16 protein-coding genes and 3 pseudogenes are annotated in these 19,275 nt (G+C 70.3%); 11 read left to right on the top strand and 8 right to left on the bottom strand.

Annotation, left to right across the window (positions count from 1 at the left end; all coding sequences use genetic code 11):
- Positions 1-138: 138 nt before the first annotated feature.
- The 4 genes and pseudogenes from H8R17_RS35020 to H8R17_RS35005 all read left to right on the top strand — a co-directional run bounded on the left by H8R17_RS35020 (position 139) and on the right by H8R17_RS35005 (position 3,275).
- Positions 139-954, top strand: coding sequence for a class I SAM-dependent methyltransferase (locus H8R17_RS35020; protein WP_187827255.1), 816 nt, complete (start codon positions 139-141; stop codon positions 952-954).
- 613 nt (positions 955-1,567) lie between these two features.
- Complete coding sequence (locus tag H8R17_RS35015; protein WP_187827250.1) at positions 1,568-1,840, top strand: histidine kinase; 273 nt, start codon at positions 1,568-1,570, stop codon at positions 1,838-1,840.
- A gap of 329 nt (positions 1,841-2,169) precedes the next feature.
- Positions 2,170-2,387, top strand: a pseudogene (locus tag H8R17_RS47700) (hypothetical protein); the annotation flags it as partial.
- A gap of 69 nt (positions 2,388-2,456) precedes the next feature.
- Positions 2,457-3,275 carry a PhzF family phenazine biosynthesis protein gene (locus H8R17_RS35005; protein ID WP_187827249.1) on the top strand — a complete coding sequence of 273 codons (819 nt, stop codon included), beginning with the start codon at positions 2,457-2,459 and terminating at the stop codon, positions 3,273-3,275.
- Positions 3,276-3,359: 84 nt separating this feature from the next.
- Here H8R17_RS35005 and H8R17_RS35000 read toward each other — a convergent pair whose 3' ends face one another.
- Positions 3,360-4,160, bottom strand: a complete 801-nt coding sequence (locus tag H8R17_RS35000) for a CPBP family intramembrane glutamic endopeptidase (RefSeq protein ID WP_187827248.1) — start codon at positions 4,158-4,160, stop codon at positions 3,360-3,362.
- 277 nt (positions 4,161-4,437) lie between these two features.
- The gene (locus H8R17_RS34995; RefSeq protein ID WP_187827247.1) at positions 4,438-5,955 is read right to left on the bottom strand and encodes a glutamate-cysteine ligase family protein; all 1,518 of its coding nucleotides are present in this window, start codon (positions 5,953-5,955) and stop codon (positions 4,438-4,440) included.
- Positions 5,956-6,507: 552 nt separating this feature from the next.
- On the opposite strand from H8R17_RS34995, the gene H8R17_RS34990 reads away from it, so the two are divergent.
- From H8R17_RS34990 to H8R17_RS34980, 3 genes and pseudogenes are all read left to right on the top strand, one after another.
- A complete protein-coding gene (locus H8R17_RS34990; protein ID WP_187827246.1) occupies positions 6,508-7,092 on the top strand; it encodes a hypothetical protein in 585 nt (194 codons plus the stop codon).
- 426 nt (positions 7,093-7,518) lie between these two features.
- Entirely contained in the window at positions 7,519-7,725 is a 207-nt protein-coding gene (locus H8R17_RS34985; RefSeq protein ID WP_187827245.1) for a DUF5999 family protein, read from the top strand.
- A 269-nt stretch (positions 7,726-7,994) separates the two neighbouring features.
- Positions 7,995-8,228 (top strand): annotated as a pseudogene (locus H8R17_RS34980) (LacI family DNA-binding transcriptional regulator); the annotation flags it as partial.
- A gap of 44 nt (positions 8,229-8,272) precedes the next feature.
- On the opposite strand, the gene H8R17_RS34975 reads toward H8R17_RS34980, so the two are convergent.
- The 5 genes and pseudogenes from H8R17_RS34975 to H8R17_RS34955 form a co-directional block, all read right to left on the bottom strand.
- A complete protein-coding gene (locus H8R17_RS34975) occupies positions 8,273-8,506 on the bottom strand; it encodes a hypothetical protein (protein ID WP_399477675.1) in 234 nt (77 codons plus the stop codon).
- 43 nt (positions 8,507-8,549) lie between these two features.
- Positions 8,550-9,365: a carbohydrate ABC transporter permease gene (locus H8R17_RS34970; RefSeq protein ID WP_187827254.1), complete on the bottom strand. Its 816-nt coding sequence runs from the start codon at positions 9,363-9,365 to the stop codon at positions 8,550-8,552.
- Positions 9,366-9,430: 65 nt separating this feature from the next.
- The gene (locus tag H8R17_RS34965) at positions 9,431-10,438 is read right to left on the bottom strand and encodes a carbohydrate ABC transporter permease (protein ID WP_187827244.1); all 1,008 of its coding nucleotides are present in this window, start codon (positions 10,436-10,438) and stop codon (positions 9,431-9,433) included.
- A gap of 5 nt (positions 10,439-10,443) precedes the next feature.
- Complete coding sequence (locus H8R17_RS34960) at positions 10,444-11,733, bottom strand: extracellular solute-binding protein (RefSeq protein ID WP_187827253.1); 1,290 nt, start codon at positions 11,731-11,733, stop codon at positions 10,444-10,446.
- Between the two features lie 226 nt (positions 11,734-11,959).
- A pseudogene (locus H8R17_RS34955) lies at positions 11,960-13,358 on the bottom strand (family 43 glycosylhydrolase).
- Positions 13,359-13,855: 497 nt separating this feature from the next.
- Between H8R17_RS34955 and H8R17_RS34950 the strand changes: the two are divergent.
- Positions 13,856-15,811, top strand: a complete 1,956-nt coding sequence (locus tag H8R17_RS34950) for an APC family permease (RefSeq protein WP_187827243.1) — start codon at positions 13,856-13,858, stop codon at positions 15,809-15,811.
- A gap of 299 nt (positions 15,812-16,110) precedes the next feature.
- Here the strand turns inward: H8R17_RS34950 and H8R17_RS34945 are convergent, their stop codons facing one another.
- The gene (locus H8R17_RS34945) at positions 16,111-16,725 is read right to left on the bottom strand and encodes a DUF1707 domain-containing protein (protein ID WP_187827242.1); all 615 of its coding nucleotides are present in this window, start codon (positions 16,723-16,725) and stop codon (positions 16,111-16,113) included.
- Positions 16,726-16,837: 112 nt separating this feature from the next.
- Between H8R17_RS34945 and H8R17_RS34940 the strand changes: the two genes are divergently transcribed.
- The 3 genes from H8R17_RS34940 (at position 16,838) to H8R17_RS34930 (ending at position 19,050) form a co-directional block, all read left to right on the top strand.
- Positions 16,838-17,236: a molybdopterin-binding protein gene (locus H8R17_RS34940; protein WP_187827241.1), complete on the top strand. Its 399-nt coding sequence runs from the start codon at positions 16,838-16,840 to the stop codon at positions 17,234-17,236.
- Between the two features lie 228 nt (positions 17,237-17,464).
- Complete coding sequence (gene modA, locus H8R17_RS34935) at positions 17,465-18,214, top strand: molybdate ABC transporter substrate-binding protein (RefSeq protein WP_262505725.1); 750 nt, start codon at positions 17,465-17,467, stop codon at positions 18,212-18,214.
- On the top strand, positions 18,211-19,050 hold the full coding sequence (locus tag H8R17_RS34930) for an ABC transporter permease (protein ID WP_187827239.1): 840 nt from the start codon (positions 18,211-18,213) through the stop codon (positions 19,048-19,050). Before modA ends, H8R17_RS34930 begins: the two co-directional genes overlap by 4 nt.
- Positions 19,051-19,275: the final 225 nt, after the last annotated feature.

The raw sequence follows: 19,275 nt of genomic DNA, 5'->3' as shown, positions 1-19,275 counted from the left end.
CGGACAGAACAATCTCCACAGCACGCGGACCCGAAGGCGACATAAAAACACTCTACATACTTAGACTCGCAATTTGCGGCGCAGGACACTAGGCTGGGCGCGGTGACTGATGAGCAGGAGCGGGTGCAGCCGTCGGAAGTGTGGGCCACGGCGTTGGGGGTGGCCAGGGTGCGGGCGCTGGAGACCGAGCGGGAGAACCCGCTGTTCCGCGACCCACTGGCACAGGCCTTCGCCACCGCCGGAGGCCTATGGCCCTCCTCGCCGCCGCTGCCCGATGACGAAGCCGCGCGCCGCCGCCGGCTGGCCGTGTCGTTCTCCATCGTCATCAGGACGAAGTTCCTCGACGACCTTGTGCAGCAGGCCTCCGCGTCCGGGGTCCGGCAGGTCGTGCTGCTCGGCGCCGGCATGGACAGCCGGGCCTTCCGGATGGACTGGCCCGAGGGCACCCGGCTGTTCGAGGTCGACACCGCCGCGCCACTGGACTTCAAGGCTTCGGTGCTGCGCCAGGAGCGGGCCGTCACACGCTGCGAGCGGATCACCGTCGCGGTGGATCTGCGTGAGGACTGGCCAGGCGCGCTGGCCGCCGCAGGGCACGACCCGGCGGTGCCGACCGTATGGATCGCCGAAGGACTGCTGATCTATCTGCCGGAGGACGCGGTGGAGCTGCTGCTGGCCCGGATCAGCGCGCAGTCGGCGGCAGGCAGTCGGATGGGGCTGACGTTGGGTTCGCGCGGCGTGATCGAGCGCTTCGGCGCGGACGCTGTGCCGGGATCGGCGGCGTCCATGTGGGTCTCGGAGATGCCCGACGACCCGGTTGGCTGGCTGGCCGGGCACGGCTGGGAGGCTACCAGCCACACCCTGCGCGAGCGCGCTGTCGCCTACGGCCGCCCGATCAACACCCCTGCGCAGCGCGAGGAGCGGCCCGGCGGACTGATCTCGGCGGTCCGCCGGTAGAGCGCCTCCAAGCGGTCAAACTTCAGTGGCAATCGGTCAAGGTGCCAGCGGTGGACGAAGACGAGTGCCTGCGGCGCTACGGACTGCACCCCCGATGCTCGCAGCCTCGATGAGGTGCGAAATCGGCGGCCGCCGCGGTCGTGCCGCAGCCGAAGGGGTCCAGGACGATCCCGAGCGGCTGGGCGTAGCCGAGTGCGGATGGTGCTGCTGCAGCTGCGCGGTCGGCGGCTGACTGCGAAGGCGCTGCTACTGCCGGTGGCGCTCGTCGCCCGGGCGGCGACGAAGTACCTGCACGAGATTCCGACGGTGGGCAACGACCTCGTCCTGATCGTGGGCACAACGCTGATCGGGCTCTCGCCGGGCGCGAGGGCCGGGGGGCTGACGCGGGTGTACCGCAACGATGCCGGCGAGGTCATCGCCCGGGCCACGGCTACTGCGGCCGTTCTGTGGGTGGTCGGGTGCGGTTTCCGGGTGGTCTTCCAGCTGTTCGCCACGAACGGCGGCGGAGAGGCGATCGGCCGATTCTCGGTCGACTACCACCTCGATCCGGCGGCCTGGGCCCCGGCGATCCTCCTGATGGCCCTTGCCGAGGTCCTCGCTCGCACCGCCATCTGTGCTGGCCCACACGCTGTCGGCGCTGTCGGTCCAGATGACCGCCCTGGACAGCCTGGTCGAGGACGGCGCCGCCACCGACGAGGTGCGGGCCGCGATCGGCCGATCCAGCCGCCTTGCCGTCGAGGGCCTGGAGGAGACCCGCCGCGCCGTGTGGGCGCTGCGCGAAGAGCCGGTCGCGCTCGACGAACAGCTCACCGCCCTCACCGAGAGCGAAGGCGCCGCCTTCCGGATCGCCGTCCCGTACGGCCGTTGCCGCCGGCGGCCGCAATAGCCATCCTGCGGGTCGCACAGGAAGCACTCACCAACACGCGCAAGCACGCACCAGGTGCCACGGTCACTGTCACCCTCGCCTTTGGCGGGTCGTTCACCCGCCTGACGGTGGTCAACGCGGCGACGGTCAGGCCCGGCATCGAGTCGGCCGGGGAGCTCGCCGCGACCGGCGGCGGCTTTGGACTGCAGGGCATGCAAGGTGATCATCGTCGACGACCAGACCCTCATCCGCGATGGACTCGTCACCATCTGCGAGCACCTGCCCGGCGTCGAGGTCGTAGCCGCTGTCGGCGACGGCGAGCAGGCCCTGACCGGGGCGGCGCTGCCGGCCTCGCCGGCGTCGCGGCGTACAACGCCCCTCCGCGGGCTCGTCGTCCTTCTCGATCCCCGGCACCGAGTCCCAGCCCGCCCGCGACCTGCTGGCCCAGCGCTCCCCCGGCACGAGCGCGGACGGAGCGACCGCGCGGGTCGTCTTCAAGGCTCCCGCGGGCGAGAAGATGGCGAACGCCGACAACAAGGCCGGCGCCGGACAGACCGTCAGGGAGCTCGAACGAACCGGTCCAGCACTCGCGAATTGGCCTTGGCCTGCGGCTTCGGCCGGCCTCTAGCGTCGGGGCATGCGTATCCGAATCGTCGACGCCTTCACCGACCGCCCGTTCGCCGGCAACCCGGCAGGAGTCATGCTCCTGGAAGACCGGGACGCCTTCCCCGACGACAGCTGGCTCCAGAGCGTCGCCCTGGAGGTCAACCACGCCGAGACGGCGTTCACCCACCGCCTGCCCGAGGGCGGCGAGGCCGACTGGGCGCTGCGCTGGTTCACGCCGGCCATGGAGGTCGCCATGTGCGGCCACGCCACCCTCGCCACCGCGCACGTCCTGCACACCAGCGGTGCCCACAAGGGCCCGGTGCGGTTCGCCACCCGCAGCGGCGTGCTCCGGGCCGAGCCCCGCGAGGACGGTTCGATCACGCTGGACTTCCCGACGGCCCGGCTGACGCCGGTCGACCTCCCCGAGGGGGTCGCCGAGGCCCTGGGCGCCGAGCCGCGTGCCGCCTGCGACACCGGTCCGAATGTCGGCGACCTGCTGCTCGAAGTCGCCGACGAGAAGACCGTCCACGCCCTCGCGCCCGACCTCAAGGCCCTCGCCGCCCACTCCGCGCGCGGCGTCATCGCCACCGCCCGCGCCGAGGACCCGGGGCGGGGCTACGACTTCGTCTCCCGCTGCTTCTTCCCGAACGTCGGCATCGACGAGGACCCGGTGACCGGCAGCGCCCACACCGCGCTCGCCCCGTACTGGTCCGAACGCCTCGGCCGCACCGAGCTCACCGGGCTGCAGGCCTCACCCCGCTCCGGCCGCGTCCACACGAAACTGCGCGGCGACCGCGCGCTACTGAGCGGGCGTGCGGTGACCGTCATCGACGGTGAGCTGCTCGCCTGAACAGCAGGCAGGGGGCGTACGACTTTGCCGTACGCCCCCTGGAGGCCGATGAAATCCAGAAGGCGCGGGAAGCCCGGGACGCGTTCACGCCGTGGGGAGCCAGCCCACCTTGCCGGCCAGCAGTGCGTAACCGACGAACGCCCCGATGTCGAGCAGCGAGTGCGCCACCACCAGGGGTCCCACCCGGCCCCAGCGCCGGTACAGGTACACGAACACCACGCCCATGACCATGTTTCCGACGAAGCCGCCGATGCCCTGGTAGAGGTGGTACGAGCCGCGCAGCACGGAACTGCCCACCAGCGCGGCGCCGGGTGTCCAGCCCAGCTGGCCGAGCCGGCGCAGCAGGTAGCCGACGACGATCACTTCCTCCAGGACCGCGTTCTGGATCGCCGACAGGACCAGCACGGGGTACTTCCACCACACGTCGGGCAGCGCCTCGGGCACCACGGTGAGGTTGAAGCCGAGGCCGCGGGCGGCCAGGTAGAAGGCGATTCCGGTGCTGCCGATGACCGCCGCGATGGCGGCCCCGCGGCCGAGGTCGGGCCAGGGCCGGGTGCGGTCGAAGCCGAGGGTGCGCAGGCCCTCCCGCTCACGCAGCAGGAAGTGCGCGACGAGCGCGACGGGGATGAGCGCGGTGGTGATGCCGAAGAGCTGCCAGGCGAGGTCCAGCCAGGGCCGACCGGGCGCGGCCGACGCGTTGAGGGTGGCCGCCTGGTCCTTGAGCCCCCCCGGCTTGGTGACCGACCCGACAAAGCTGATCAGCGCGGACACACCGCTGGCACCGAGGGACAGCCCCAGCACGAGCAGTGTCTCATTGCGCAGAACCCGCCGCGTGACCCGTTCCTGAGCCTCGGATTCCCTCACCGACCCCGCCTCCGCCCGCACACCGGCCTCCAGCCACTCACTCGCCCCCGCCCATCTTCACCGACCAGAGTCTCGCAAGATCCTGTGAAGATCCCAACTCGCCCGGGCTCCACCAACCAAACACCCGTACTGAGCCGCCTGCCGTGGCGTTCAGCACTTCCGCATCACCGCTCGCTCGGGCCCGCCGCAACGGCCCTTCCACCGCAACGGCGCAGCCCGGCGGTCCACGACGGCCTCAACCCGTCAACGCGCACCGCCCCGCGCCCGAAACGACACCCCACGCCGAAACCCCCGGCCCTCACCCCAGCGGCACCGGCTCCGGCAACCCCACCGGCCACGTGTGCACCGGCTCCCCGATATGCATCAGCTCGCAGTAGCGCCGCGTCGTCGCAGCCAGCGCCGAATCCCTCGTGATGCCCGTCTCCAGCGCCCGGTGGAACGTCGCCGCCTGCCACGCCGCCCCGTTCATCCGGCGCCGGCACCGCTCCTCGATCACCCCGAGGAACAGATCCCGGTCGGCCGGCTCGACCCCCCACGCGTCCAGCCCCACCTCGGCCAGCGGCAGCAGCTCGTCCCGTACGAGACTCACCGCGTCGACCTCCGCCGTGCCGCCGTACCGGCCCCGCCGCGGCCACCGCAGCCGCGCCTCGATGCCGTGCCGGCACGCGGCGTCGAAGTTGGCGGCGGCCGCCTCGAACGGCAGCCGTGTCCACACCGGCCGGCTCTCCTCGGCGAGGGCGCGGACGAGGCCGTAGTAGAAGGCCGCGTTGGCGATGACGTCGGTGATGGTGGGCCCGGCGGGCAGCACGCGGTTCTCCACGCGCAGGTGTGGGACGCCGTCGGCGATGCCGTATACCGGGCGGTTCCAGCGGTAGACGGTGCCGTTGTGCAGGACGAGTTCGCCGAGCTTGGGTATGCCGCCGGCGTCCAGCACCTCCAGCGGGTCCTCGTCGTCGCAGATCGGCAGCAGCGCCGGGTAGTAGCGCAGGTTCTCCTCGAAGAGGTCGTACGCGGAGGTGATCCAGCGCTCCCCGAACCAGGTGCGCGGCCGCACCCCCTGCGCCTGGAGCTCCGGCGGGCGGGTGTCGGTGGACTGCTGGAACAGCGGCGGCCGCGACTCGCGCCACAGCTCGTGGCCGAACAGGAACGGCGAGTTGGCGCCGACGGCGACCTGCGCGGCGGCGATCGCCTGGGCGGCGTTCCACACGTCGGCGAAGCGGCCCGGGGTGACCTGGAGGTGGAGCTGCACGGAGGTACAGGCGGCCTCGGGCGCGATGGACTTCGACGTGCAGGTGAGGCGCTCCACGCCGTCGATGTCGAGGGTGAAGTCCTCGCCGCGGGCGGCCACGATCTGGTCGTTGAGCAGGGCGTAGCGGTCGACGTCGGAGAGGTTCGAGGAAACCAGGTCGTCGCGGCCGAGCGTGGGCAGAATGCCGATCATCACGATTCCGGCGTCGACCTCACCGGCTTTTCGATCCGCATATGCCAGCGAGGTACGCAGCTCCTCGGCGAGCCGGTCGAATACCCGCCCACCCAGGCGATGTGGGGCTATGTTGACTTCCAGGTTGAACATGGCGAGTTCTGTTTGGAAATCACGGCTCGCGATGCGCTCAAGGACTTGCGCATTCAACATTTTCGGCATGCCGTCGGCACCGGTGAGATTCAATTCGATCTCCAGCCCCATGAGGTTCTTGGGGCGATCGAACCGCTTCTCCGCCAGGAGCCGCTCCAGGCCCGTCAGGCACCGGCGGACCTTGTCACGGTAGCGATGGCGATCGGACAGGTCGAACCCGCCCGCCACGACCTTCTCTCCCATCGCAGCGCCCCTTCCTCGGATGGGCGGGCCGAAGTTCCGGCCGCCGGCGTCCCGGTCAGGGGGGATGATGCCCAGCCGAAGCGATCGATAACGTCACGCGCGAGCCCGCGACCCACTACCGTGGTCCGACGTGATCGGTGGCACATTCACCGGGCATGACGCACCGTGCGCATTCGCACACCAACCGGACTCGTGAAAAACGCCGACAAGAATGGGCCGACCGAGCCCCCGGCATTTCCCGAGGTCACCGCCGCGCGCCCCGACCGGAATCGGGATCTATTTCGCGTATCACCGACCGAATGTACCCTTGCCTTACCCGCCGGAAACAGTTAGACGAAACACAGTCTGAACACACGTCGTATAAACTCCGCGGACAAGGCAGAAGGTTGGCGCCCGGTCACTGGATCCTGCCGTCGAGATGACGTACGGCAGACCCCATGCGCATCTCCGACTCACTGACCCCGGCCCTGCCTCTCTGACCCCCCGTGAGCTGACAGCGCCGTCCGCCCCCGCCCTCGTGCCACCGTGCCTTCGAATGAGAGGCGACCCACCATGCCGCTGCATGTCCCCCCGGCTCCCGCGCCCGCACTTCGCTCCGTCCTGACTGCGCTCGGTTCCCCCACCGCCGTCCGCGAGGCCCGACCCCCCTCCCTGCTGGCCGCCCAGGGACCCGCCACACCCGAGCTTCCGCTGCCCGTGCACGTCCTCGACCGCATCACCCCCGAGGGCGTCTCCGCGACCCGGCTGACCGGGTGGCGCTTCCTGATCCGCTGCGGCGACCGCGCGGTGGCCGCAGCGGAGACCATGCTGACCCCCGACGGCTGGGCGTTCTCCCACTTCTTCGAGGGCCCCTACATCGCCTCCACCGAACGCGCGCTGCGCCAGGCCGAGACCATGACGCAGCCCTACCAGCCCCGCCTGCTGTCCCTGCCCAGCCTGTACATGCTGACGCTCTGGCTGCACGGCGACTGCACCGCGGACGCCGCCGCCGGCCACCCCGCCGCCACCGACCTGCTCGTCCCGCTGGCGCCGGCACCGCCCGGCATCCCGGCGCACCGCCCGCACCTCGTGTCCGACCTGCTCCCGGTGCTCACCCACCGGGTGACGCCCACCCGACTGCTCCGTTCACCGGCCTGACCCGCCCGGCCGCGATCGCTCATCCGAGTACCCCGTCGCTCGAAATTCGGGCGGCGGGGTACGACTGTGATTCCGGATGCCGGCGTGCCGCCCTTTCCGTCGACACCATTCAGCATTCCGCTCGTACGAGCAATAAATTGCTCGTACGAGCTGGAAAAACGCTCCGCCCCGACCGGACTAGCCCCATCCGGCCATCCCGAACCACCCGAAGAGACCGTGCAGTTGGGATGAACCGCCCGCGCGGGTGAGGCGTCATCAATCTGTGAAGAAGCGGTGTATCGAAATCCCTGCGGATTGACGCCCGTGGGGCAACACTGGGACTGGAACCGACTTGAACAACGGGCGGCGGCCATGAACGAGGCTTCACGCCGCGCAACAGACACCACAGCCATCTCACATACAACGACAGACCGAAAGAACCCACCCATGTGCCAGCACCAGCCACCGTGTCCGTCAGCCGACTCCGCCGACCGGGAATCCGCCCGTCTCGCGGCACACCACCCGGAACAGGGATGGAGCCTGCTGTGCAACGGCGTCGTGCTCTTCGAGGACACCGGTGAGCTCCTGCCGAACGGCCAGATCATCGCCCCGCACCGCCCGGTGCACACCGGCAAGGTGATGACGGCAGCCTGAGCGCCATCCGGGCGGCGCCGGCCGCCGCCCGGCGACATCGAGGGGCCGGCTCGCAGGACCCACACCCTGCGCACCGGCCCCGACGCATGTCCGGGGGTGGTCACGCGCCGTAGCCCACCCCGTGGAGCAGCGTCACGGCCGAAGCGGTCATGACGTCCGGTTCCGGATCCGCCCGCCACATCGGCTTCCCACGAGCACCCGCCTTCCGGAAGGCTCCTGGAAGTTTCGAAGCCGCGGCCGGGGCGCGGCACCGTCGACGGAGGTGGGACGTGGCAGCACACGATGCCGGCGCCGAGTCGGCCACCGAGGACCGGGGCCGGATCACGATCACGGAGATCGCCCGGCAGGCAGGGGTCTCGGTGCCGACCGTGTCCCGAGTCGTCAACGGCCGCTCCGACGTTTCGCCGCAGACCCGCGCCCGGGTCGAGGACCTGCTGGTCAGACACGGCTACCGCAAGCGCGCCGCGGCCTCCGGCACCCGGGCCGCCTTGCTCGACCTGGTCTTGGCTTCCGCCGCAGTTCCTCGTCCCACGGCAGCGCCGCGCCCTCACCCGGGAAGACCGCCGGAATCCACGAGTACTTGTCCGTGTAGTCCCACCTCGGGGTTGTCGGTGGCGCTGCCGAAGTAACGGCCGTGGCGCTGGGCGAGCTCGGCCAGGGTGCGTTCCCTGCCGTGCTGTTCGCCGGCCTGGGCCGCCGGCCCGGCGGCGATCCCGGTGGCGGCCAGGACGGCGGCGAGGGTGCCGGCGAGTCTGAGCCGGGTGCGCTGGGGCTTACGCATGGTGCGACTCCGCACTGTCGGACGGGTCTTCCGCAGGCGCGCCTCATCCCTTCGTGGCGCCGGCGGTGAGGCCGCCGACGAGCTGGCGCTCGGCGACGGAGTAGAAGGCGAGGGCTGGGACCATGGCCAGCACGAGGTAGGCGAAGACGCGGGCGTACTCCGTGGCGTACTGCCCCTGGAACTGCTGGACGCCGATGGGGATGGTCCACCAGGTGTCCTCGGTGAACACCAGCAGCGGCAGGAAGAAGTTGTTCCAGCTGGTGACGACCGCGAGGACCGACACCGTGCCGAGCGCGGGCCGGGCCATGGGCAGCAGCACCCGCCAGAAGAAGCCGAACGAGCTGCATCCGTCGAGCGTGGCCGCCTCCTCCAGCTCGCCGGGGATCTGCCGGAAGAAGCCGCGCAGGATGATGATGGTCATCGGCAGCCCGAAGGCGGCCTGCGGCAGGATCACGCCGAGCGGGTTGTCCAGCAGGTCCATGGAGCGCAGCAGCAGGAACAGCGGCAGCGCCGCCACCGCGAAGGGGAACATCAGCCCCATCGTGAACAGCGTGAACAGCGCCTCCCGACCGCGGAAGGCGAACCGGGCGAAGGAGAACGCGGCGAGCGCGGAGACCGCGACGACGAGGATCGTCGTACCGACCGCGATGAGCGTGCTGTTGCCGACGAGCCGCCAGAAGTCGCCGGAGCCGAGGATGTCGGTGTAGTTGGAGAACACCCACGAGTCGGGCAGCCCGACCGGGTTGCGGGAGAGCTCGTCGGTGGACTTGAAGCCGGACAGCAGGGCGTACAGCAGCGGTACGGTCATGACCGCGCCGACGACTACCAGGATCACGTGCAGGGGGAACGTCGTCCGCATCCGGGACTTCCGGCTGCGTGAGCCCTGGCTGCGGGTCTCCTGACCGCGGATCTGCTGACTGGTCGTCACTTCCCGTCACCTCGCATGGTCGTGGTGGCACCCGCGAGGTCCCGGCGGAGCACGAACCGCTGGTAGGCGAGGGCGAAGACGAGGCTGATGCCGAACATGACCACGCTGATCGCGCTGGCGTAACCGACCTGGTAGCGCTTGAAGCCGTACTGGAACATGGTCACGGCCATGGTCTCGGAGTGGTGGTCGGGGCCGCCCTGCGTGACCACCCACACCAGGTCGAACAGCTGGATCGACCCGATGACGGACAGGAAGACGCTGATGCGCAGGGTGGGCGCGAGCAACGGCAGGGTGACGTTGCGGAAGCGCTGCCAGGGGCTCGCCGCGTCGATGAGCGCCGCCTCTGTCAGCTCCCGCGGGATGGACTGGAGTCCGGCCAGGTAGAGCATCATGTGGAAACCGAAGTACTTCCACGTCATGACCAGGAACAGGGTCGCCATGACCATGGACGGGTCGGCGAACCACTCCCCGCCGATACCGTCCAGGCCGACGCTGCCCAGGATCTGGTCGGCGAGGCCGTCGTCCGGGGCGAAGATCATGGCGAACAGCACGCCGGTGATGGCCTCGGACAGCACGTACGGCGCGAAGAACAGCATCCGGTACACCGCCCTGCCGCGCAGCTTCTGGTTGAGCAGCACGGCCATGGCGAGCGCGAACGGCAGCTGGATCGCGAGCGACAGCACCACCAGCACCAGACAGCGCCACAGGTCGCCCAGGAACACCGGGTCCTGGAAGAGGCGGGTGAAGTTGTCGGCGCCGATGTAGTCCGAGGGCATGCCGAAGCCGCCCCACCGGAAGAAGGCGGCGTACAGGGCGAACAGGATCGGCAGCAGCACCAGCACGCCGAACAGCACCAGGGCGGGCAGTTGGAAGCCGACCGCGGAGAGCCAGTTCAGCACGCGCCGCCGCGCCCGCCCCCGGGGGTCACCGGCGGACGGGAGCGGGGGCGAGGTGTCGGGGCCGGTCCGTTTGTCCGGCAGGAAGGTGGGCGTCGTGGAGGACACGTCGGCTACTGCTCTTCCTTCGCGGTCTTCGTGATCGACTCGGTGACCTGCTCGGGGGACTTGGAGCCGGCGATCAGCGCGGCCACGCTGTCGTTGACCTCCTGGCCGACGGCGGGCGCGTACGCCTGGTCGAGGTAGAGCTGGAAGCCGGTGGCACCCTTCAACTGCTGCTGTACGGCCTTGAGATTGGGGTCGGTCAGGGCCTTCTCGGCGGCCGGGACGACCGGGAGGACGCCGGTCTTCTTGACGAGTTCGGTGTCGGTGGTCTCCGAGGCGAAGAACTTCAGGAAGTCGACGGCGGCCTGCGGGGCGCCCGCGCGCAGGGCGTGTCCGCCGCCCCCGCCGAACACCTCGGTGATCGCGCCCTGGCCGCCCTCGACCGTGGGGAACGGGAAGAAGCCGAGGTCGTCCCCGAGGCCCTGGCCCGCATCGGCCTGCACCACGGGCGCCCACTGGCCCATGAGTTCCATCGCGGCCTTGCCGTTGGCGACGGTGGCGGCCTGGCCGGTGGGCGTGGAGTAGGCGGCACCGAGGAAGCCCTTCTGGAACGGCTGGAGGTCGGCGAACTCCTTGAGGTGCTGCCCGGCCTGGACGAACTCGGCGCCGGTGAAGTCCTTGTCGTCGCTGGCCTTCTGCACGGCGTCGGCGCCAGCGGTGCGCATCGCCAGGTAGGCCCAGTAGTACATGCCGGGCCACTTCTCCTTGCCGGCCAAGGCGGCAGGCGTGATCCCGGCCGACTTCAGCTTGCGCACGGCGTCGAGGAAGGCGCTCCAGGTGGTCGGGGGCGCGGCGATGCCGGCCTTCTTGAAGAGCGCCTTGTTGTACCAGAAGCCGACCATGCCGATGTCGACCGGGATGGCGTACGTCTTGTCCTCGAAGAGGTACGGCTCCCGCGCGACCGGCAGCAGGCCGTCCACCCACGGCTTGGTCCGGTCCGTGAGGTCCTCGACGAGCCCCGCGTCGACCTGCTGCTTGAGCACGCCGCCGCCCCAGGTGTGGAAGATGTCCGGCAGCTTCCCGGAGGCGGTCAGCGCCGTCATCTTCGATTTGTAGGCGTCGTTCTCCAACTGGACGATCTTTATCTTGACCTTGGGGTTCTGCGCCTCGAACTTGCGGGCCAGGCCCGCCCAGACGTCCTTCGTCGGCTGCGTGGTGGAGATGTTCCACCACTCGATCGCGGTCGTCCCCGACGACCCTCCGTCCGAGTCTCCGCCGCAGGCGCTCAGTGCCATGCCCAGACCGGCCGCGGCGGAGGCCGCCAGGAAGCCGCGGCGGGACAGTGCCGGGTCGCCCATCATGCGCTCCTTGGGTACGGGACGGCGTGTCCACGCCCGTCCAGTGGACCGAAAGTTTCGGAAGAGATCCAGAAAGCTGCGTTGTTGCCGCACCCTAGAGACCGCCGCCAAACGGTGGCAACCCCTTGTACGGGGTGAATCTTCGGCCGGTTTTGACGGCGTTCGAGGCCGTTGGCGGCGCGGGGAGCCGGAGCGAGAGTTTCCGTGGCGTTCCGGAAGACGGGCGTCAGGCCGGGGAGGCGGAGCCGGGTCGGTGGTCGAACCAGTCGAACGCGGCGCTGCCCTCGGTGACGTACATGCCGATCACCCGGCCGGTGAAGCCGCCGGCGACCTCGGTGGACAGGTACCGTCCGTCGAGCTCGGCCAGCGGTGTGCCGTCCAGCGAGAAGCCGATCGCGTCCGGGCCGCCGGCCCGGATTCCCGGGGCCTGCTGGCCGGCGGAGGTTACGGTGGGCGGCACGGGTGTGTCCGTGCGGATGTCCACGGTGAGGGTGACCGGGCCGGGCGGCACCGGCCGCCCGGCGAGGCACTGCCGCACCGGACCGATTCGTGCGAGCACGCTCACCTCTCCGCCGCCCGACGAAGGTGTGGCCCGGCCGGTCGAGGCTGTCGCCCGTCGCGTGCAGGGTCAGCCATCCGGGCCGGTCCGTCAGCGACCAGGAGCCCTGCGGCCTGCGGCGCGGCGAGATCCAGTACGGCGCCAGGCAAGGGGCGTCGAAGTCGTCCCGCGCGGGCTCGGGTTCGAGGGGGTGCCAGGCGGCCGGTGCCGGGTGACGTTCGCGTACCGGGCCGACCCGTGGCCATCCGTCCACCCACTCCACCGGGGTCAGGAACGTCTCCCGGCCGAGCACGTGGAAGGAGGGGAAGAAGCCGCGCGGGCGAGTGCCGAGCAGCAGCATCCACCAGGTGCCGTCGGCCGCCCGGACCAGGTCGGCGTGGCCCGTGCACTGGATCGGCAGGCCGGTGCTGCGGTGCGACAGGACCGGGTTGACCGGCGCCGGCTCGTACGGCCCCCTCGGGCAGCGGGCCCGCGCGATCGACACGCTGTGGCCGTGCGCCGTACCGCCCTCGGCCAGCATGAGGTACCACCACTCGCCGATCCGGTACAGATGCGGGGCCTCCGGATGCTGGAGCCCGGTCCCGGACCAGACCGGCAGCGGGCCTTCGAGCACCTTTCCCGTCACCGTGTCGATGCGGGCCACGCGCACCCCGGAGACCGCGCACCAGCAGGAACCATCCGTGTCCCAGGCGAGGTCGGGGTCGATGCCGGGCAGGTCGATCCAGACCGGGTCGGACCACGGCCCCTCGGGCCGTTCGGCGGTGACGAGGAAGTTCCCCCCGCCGCCGACATTGGTCGTGATCACGTAGAAGCGGCCGCCGTGGTGCCGGATGGTGGGGGCGTAGATCCCGGCTGAGGCCGGCGCGTCATCCGGCAGCGCCAGTTGCTCCGGCCGCTCCAGGACATTGCCGATCTGCCGCCAGTGCACCATGTCGCGGCTGTGGAAGAGGGGGGCGCCTGGGACGTACTCGAAGCTGGAGCAGACGAGGTAGTAGTCCTCGCCGACCCGGCACACGCTGGGGTCGGGATGGAAGCCGCCGATCACGGGGTTGTCGTACGTCCGCATGCGCGTCGGTCCCTTCGAGCGTCGCAGTCGAGGCGAAACTTTCGGATGATCTGGCGAACGTTACGTGGCTGCACTGTAGGTGGGGCTGAGTGCAGCGGCAAGACCGGCGGGTCGCATCCCGGCAGCGCCGTTCCGCGATCAGGCACCTGATGGCCCGGCGCGGTCGAGAACCCGGAGGATGTGGCGTACGACATAACTCTGGGTGTCCGTCGCTCCTGCGGGGCCGACGCGCCCCCATCCGGTCACGTAGGGCCGAGTCGATTCCCGTCAGCACTCTGACTTGGGCATTTGACGTGCCCTTACCGCACTCTTGACCTTTCTCCCGCGCTTTCCCGGAGACTCTTAACGCAAGTTTGACGCGGTCAGCACCCCTCATCCATGGGCCCTGGCGTAACTCTCCGCATACGCTAATCCGGCCTTCCGCGATCGAGCCGTCCACGATCGGGCCGTCCGCGTGATGGCCGGAGCCACGCTGAGCCGCAATCAGGAGCACGTCGATGGTCACCACCGAGCACCCGCTACCCAGTCGACTGCGCACCTGGATGCTGGAGGGGCTGTCCGACATGGGCAAGGACGGCGGCCACACCGGCCCGCACGCCGAGCCCGAGCCCCCGCAGAAGGGCCAGCCCTGGTACCGGGTGATGTGCCTGACCGGCGTCGACTACTTCTCCACCCTCGGCTACCAGCCGGGCATCGCAGCCCTCGCCGCCGGTCTGCTGTCCCCGGTGGCGACCATCGTGCTGGTGATCGTCACCCTGGCGGGCGCGCTGCCTGTCTACCGGCGGGTGGCCGATGAGAGCCCGCACGGCGAGGGTTCCATCGCCATGCTGGAGCGGCTGCTGTCCTTCTGGCAGGGCAAGCTGTTCGTGCTGACCCTGCTTGGATTCGCCGCCACCGACTTCCTGATCACCATCACGCTGTCGGCCGCGGACGCCTCCACCCACCTGGTGGAGAATCCGCACCTGACCGGTGCCCTGCACGACCACCGGATGCTGGTCACCCTGCTCCTCGTGGCCCTGCTCGGCGCTGTGTTCCTCAAGGGCTTCCTGGAGGCGATCGGCGTCGCGGTGGCACTGGTGGGCATCTACCTCGGGCTGAACGTCGTCGTGGTGGCCGTCGGCCTGTGGCATGTCGTCACCGCCGGGCACGTGGTCACCGACTGGTCGAGCGCGCTGACCGCTGAGCACGGCAACGTCTTCGTCATGATCGGCGTGGCCCTGCTCGTCTTCCCGAAGCTCGCCCTCGGCCTGTCCGGCTTCGAGACCGGCGTGGCGGTGATGCCGCACGTCAGGGGCGGCGCCGGCGACACGGAGCAGAATCCCCAGGGGCGGATCCGGGACACGAAGAAGATGCTGACGACCGCCGCCGTGATCATGAGCGGCTTCCTGATCACCACCAGTTTCGTCACGACGCTGCTGATACCGGAGAAGGAGTTCCAGCCGGGCGGCGCCGCCAACGGCCGCGCGCTGGCGTACATGGCGCACGACTACCTGGGCAGCGCCTTCGGCACGGTCTACGACATCTCCACGATCGCCATCCTGTGGTTCGCCGGTGCCTCCGCGATGGCCGGACTGCTCAACCTCATGCCCCGCTACCTGCCCCGGTACGGCATGGCTCCGCACTGGGCGCGGGCCGTCCGCCCCATGGTCGTCGTCTTCACCCTGATCGGGTTCCTGGTCACCTGGATCTTCGACGCCGACGTCGACGCGCAGGGCGGCGCCTACGCCACCGGCGTGCTGGTGCTGATCAGCTCGGCGGCGATCGCGGTGACCATCGCCGCACGCAAGGCCCGCCAGCGGGGCTGGACCATCGCGTTCGGCGTGATCTCGGCCGTCTTCCTCTACACCACCGTCGCCAACGTCATCGAACGCCCGGACGGCGTGAAGATCGGTGCCTGCTTCATCGCCGGCATCATCCTGCTCTCGCTGCTGTCCCGGCTGGCCCGCGCGTTCGAGCTCCGCGTGACCAGCGTGACGCTGGACGACATGGCGGAACGTTTCATCCGGGACATGGCCAGCCGCAGGATCCGGTTCATCGCCAACGAGCCCGACCAGCGGGACAAGGCCGAGTACCGCGACAAGATCGAGCAGATACGGCACGACAACGACGTACCGGAACAGGAGGACTTCGTCCTCGTCGAGGTCACGGTCACCGACCCGTCCGAATTCGAGGCGGGCCTCACTGTGCGGGGCGAGGTCCTGCACCACCGCTATCGTGTCCTGACCCTGGAGTCCTCCTCCATTCCGAACGCCCTGGCCGCCCTCCTGCTGCACGTCCGGGACAGGACGGGCCGCATCCCCCACATCTACTTCGAGTGGACCGAGGGCACACCCTTCGCCAACTTCCTGCACTTCTTCCTCTTCGGCCAGGGCGAGGTCGCCCCGGTGACCCGAGAGGTCCTGCGCGAGGCGGAGCCGGACCGGCAGCGGCGGCCGAAGGTGCATGTGGGGTAACGGGTCGGTCGTTGCCTGCGGCGGTGCCGAGAGAGTGCGTGGGATGACGGGACGGTGGTCGCCGGTGGCGGCGGTGCCGGGCCTGCGTGGGTGCGGGTGGCCGGTGTTCGGCCGGCGTTCTCGGAGCTGCCCGAAGCCGCAGGGATCGGCGCTGCCCGAGAAGCCGCAGGGATCGGCGCGGTCGTTGGAGCACCGGCGCCGCCGGGTCTGTACGGCCTGCCGCCGCCGACCACACCCTTGACGCCACCAGGCATCACAGCGACTGACGCGCGCGCTCTACGACGCTCCTCCCCCGGCACTCACGCCTCCGTCGGCCTCCGGTTGCCGCGCCGCAGGAACCCCCGCCTCGGCGGGCGCACCTCCACCTGGCCGAAGTCGATCTCGCCGGTGACCTCCACGCGCAGCACCACAGGCGCCTCGGTCGCGGTGGCCCGGCGCGTCCTGACCTTGGCGTAGTTCATGACCAGGCCGTCGGTGCCGACGACGACACCGGGCCGGGTCACAAGTCTCAGGGCACCCCCGCGCATGTCGAGATCGATACGCAGGGTGTCGTGCGTGATCACCGCCTGCGTGAAGTCGAGCGTGACCTCGCCCCACGCCGAGCTGATCTCCATCCGCCGCGGCACCACCCAGTCACCCTCGCGCCGGGTCGAGGCACCCTGGTGCTCGATCCGGACGAGATCCTTGGCCTCGACCGCCGCCCCGTCGACCACCGGCGGCAGGTCGGCGGTCAGCTCGACCAGCTCCCCCATCGTGCGGGCGGACAACGCGGCCTCGAGCCGCTCGTCGAGTTCCTCCGCGGTCAGCCGACCGTCACCCGCGGCGACGGTGAGCACGTCCACGAACCGGTCCCGGTCCGCGTGCGAGGCACGCACCTCGGGCACCTCGTCCGTCCGCACATCCTCAGCCGACATGTCCCCACTCCGATTCCCTGGACCACCCGACACGGACTAACGCTATATCGCGTTATACCCAACGGCCAACCCCACGTCCGCCGTTCCCCGTTGCCGCCCTATCGTGACCGCCATGACGTCCTACACGATCGGCCAGGCGGCGCGGCTTCTCGGCGTGAGCCCGGACACCGCGCGCCGCTGGGCGGACGCCGGCCGGATGGCGACCCACCGGGACGAGAGCGGGCGGCGGCTCATCGACGGGCGGGACCTGGCCGCGTTCTCGGTCGAGCTGGCCAGGTCCGGCACCGGCGAGGAGGACGCCCCGTCGTACACCTCGGTCCGCAACGCCTTCCCGGGCATCGTCACCGCGATCAAGCTCGGCGACGTCGCAGCCCAGGTCGAGATCCAGGCCGGCCCGCACCGCCTGGTCTCCCTGCTGACCCGGGAGGCCGTCGAGGAACTGGGACTGCAGGTCGGCATGGAGGCTACGGCCCGCGTGAAGTCGACGAATGTCCATATCGACCGCACCTGACGCCACCCGACGCCACCCTCGTACGAACGCACATGCACGCCCAGCTCCCCATATCGTTGGCTCATGCGATGAGACAGAAGACTTCTGCCTTGCATATGCGCCAGTATGATCGGCGTATCGGAGGACCCGTCGGACCCAGGGAGTGCACACGTGACGACCCGCCCCGCGCACCGGACCCGTCGAGCCTTCCGGACCCGCCGGACCCTCCAGGTCACCGGCGCGGCCACCATGGCCCTGCTGGCCCTGAGCGCCTGCTCCTCCTCATCCGAAGCGAGCCCCGGGAGCGGCGAGGGATCGCAGCCCTCCGGCACGATCACGGTCTTCGCCGCCGCCTCGCTCGAGGAGAGCTTCACCAAGTTGGGCAAGACGTTCGAACGGGAACACCCGGGCACGAAGGTCAGCTTCAGCTTCGGCGGCAGCGACACGCTCGCCGCCGGTATCACGGGCGGCGCCCCGGCCGACGTGTTCGCCGCCGCCAGCCCCGCCACGATGAAGACGGTGACCGACCGGGGCGACGCGGCCGGCCCACCCACCACCTTCGTCCGCAACCGACTGGAGATCGCCACCCTGCCGGGCAACCCCGACCGGATCTCCTCCCTGAAGGACCTCACCAAGTCCGGCCTGAAGGTCGTGCTGTGCGACAGGACGGTCCCGTGCGGCGCGGCCGCGCAGACCGCCCTGAAGGCCGGCGGCATCAAGCTCACGCCCGTGTCGTACGAGCAGGACGTCAAGAGCGCCCTGACGAAGGTCGAGCTGAAGGAGGCGGACGCAGCGGTCGTCTACCGGACGGATGTGCGGGCAGCGGGTGACAGGGTGAAGGGCGTGCCCTTCCCCGAGTCCGCCGACGCCGTCAACGACTATCCGATCGCCCTGCTCAAGAACGCGCCGAACGCCGACGCGGCGAAGGCGTTCATCGCCCTGGTGAAGTCAGCCGAAGGCCAGAAGGTGCTGAACCGGGCCGGATTCCTCAAGCCATGACAGCGCCCGCACCCCCGACCGACACCCTGGAGAGCCGGCCCCGCCGCGCCAGGAGCACCCGATCCGTGCCGGTACCTCTCCTTGTCCCCGCCCTGATCGGCCTGGCCTTCCTCCTCCTGCCACTGATCGCCCTCCTCGTCCGGGCCCCCTGGCGCAGCCTGCCCGAGCAGCTGACCAGCGCCGAGGTGTGGGAGGCGCTGCGCCTGTCCCTGGTGTGCGCCACCGCGGCCACGGCGCTGAGCCTGGTCATCGGTGTTCCGCTGGCGTGGCTGCTGGCCCGCACTGACTTCCCGGGCCGCGGCTTCGTCCGCGCCCTGGTGACGCTGCCGCTCGTGCTGCCGCCGGTGGTGGGCGGCGTGGCGCTGCTGCTCGCCTTCGGGCGCAACGGTGTCATCGGGCAGTGGCTGGACGCGTGGTTCGGCATCACGCTGCCCTTCACCACCACGGGCGTCGTCCTCGCCGAGACGTTCGTGGCCATGCCGTTCCTCGTCATCAGCGTCGAGGGCACCCTGCGCGCCGCCGACCCGCGCTACGAGGAGGCGGCCACGACCCTCGGTGCCTCCCGCTTCACCGCGTTCCGCCGCGTCACGCTCCCGCTGATCGCCCCCGGCGTCGCGGCCGGCGCCGTCCTGGCCTGGGCCCGCGCTCTCGGCGAGTTCGGCGCGACGATCACTTTCGCCGGCAACTTTCCCGGCCGCACCCAGACCATGCCCCTGGCGGTCTACCTTGCCCTCCAGAACGACCCCGCAGCAGCGATCGCCCTCAGCCTGGTCCTCCTGACGGTATCGATCGCGGTCCTGGCAGGCCTACGCGACCGATGGATGACAACCCCATGACGAACGCCCCCAAGCCCCCCACACCCGACGCCCCCCACCAACAAACCCCACCCCCGCCCGCCAGCACCGCAGGCATTCCCCAAACAACACCTGCAACCGACAAAGGCCCCAATTACCCCCAACAACCATCCGTACCCGCACCCGCCGACGAAGCTCAGCCCGCACAGCGCCCCCCAGCACCCACCAACAACCCGCACACCCCCGAGCCACCACTCGCACCCACCG

This window comes from Streptomyces sp. TRM68367 (assembly GCF_014495685.1).
Lineage (GTDB): Bacteria > Actinomycetota > Actinomycetes > Streptomycetales > Streptomycetaceae > Streptomyces.
The sequence above is the reverse complement of the archived record's forward strand: the minus strand, read 5'-3'. Positions and strand labels throughout refer to the sequence as shown.

What these genes read in the sequence shown, in the direction of transcription:
- H8R17_RS35005 (WP_187827249.1), top strand. Translation starts at nt 2,457, where the DNA reads ATGCGTATCCGAATCGTCGACGCCTTCACCGACCGCCCGTTCGCCGGC.
- H8R17_RS34995 (WP_187827247.1), bottom strand. Translation starts at nt 5,955, where the DNA reads ATGGGAGAGAAGGTCGTGGCGGGCGGGTTCGACCTGTCCGATCGCCAT.
- H8R17_RS34990 (WP_187827246.1), top strand. Translation starts at nt 6,508, where the DNA reads ATGCCGCTGCATGTCCCCCCGGCTCCCGCGCCCGCACTTCGCTCCGTC.
- H8R17_RS34985 (WP_187827245.1), top strand. Translation starts at nt 7,519, where the DNA reads ATGTGCCAGCACCAGCCACCGTGTCCGTCAGCCGACTCCGCCGACCGG.
- H8R17_RS34975 (WP_399477675.1), bottom strand. Translation starts at nt 8,506, where the DNA reads ATGCGTAAGCCCCAGCGCACCCGGCTCAGACTCGCCGGCACCCTCGCC.
- H8R17_RS34970 (WP_187827254.1), bottom strand. Translation starts at nt 9,365, where the DNA reads ATGCGGACGACGTTCCCCCTGCACGTGATCCTGGTAGTCGTCGGCGCG.
- H8R17_RS34960 (WP_187827253.1), bottom strand. Translation starts at nt 11,733, where the DNA reads ATGGGCGACCCGGCACTGTCCCGCCGCGGCTTCCTGGCGGCCTCCGCC.
- H8R17_RS34950 (WP_187827243.1), top strand. Translation starts at nt 13,856, where the DNA reads ATGGTCACCACCGAGCACCCGCTACCCAGTCGACTGCGCACCTGGATG.
- H8R17_RS34945 (WP_187827242.1), bottom strand. Translation starts at nt 16,725, where the DNA reads ATGTCGGCTGAGGATGTGCGGACGGACGAGGTGCCCGAGGTGCGTGCC.
- H8R17_RS34940 (WP_187827241.1), top strand. Translation starts at nt 16,838, where the DNA reads ATGACGTCCTACACGATCGGCCAGGCGGCGCGGCTTCTCGGCGTGAGC.
- modA (WP_262505725.1), top strand. Translation starts at nt 17,465, where the DNA reads ATGGCCCTGCTGGCCCTGAGCGCCTGCTCCTCCTCATCCGAAGCGAGC.
- H8R17_RS34930 (WP_187827239.1), top strand. Translation starts at nt 18,211, where the DNA reads ATGACAGCGCCCGCACCCCCGACCGACACCCTGGAGAGCCGGCCCCGC.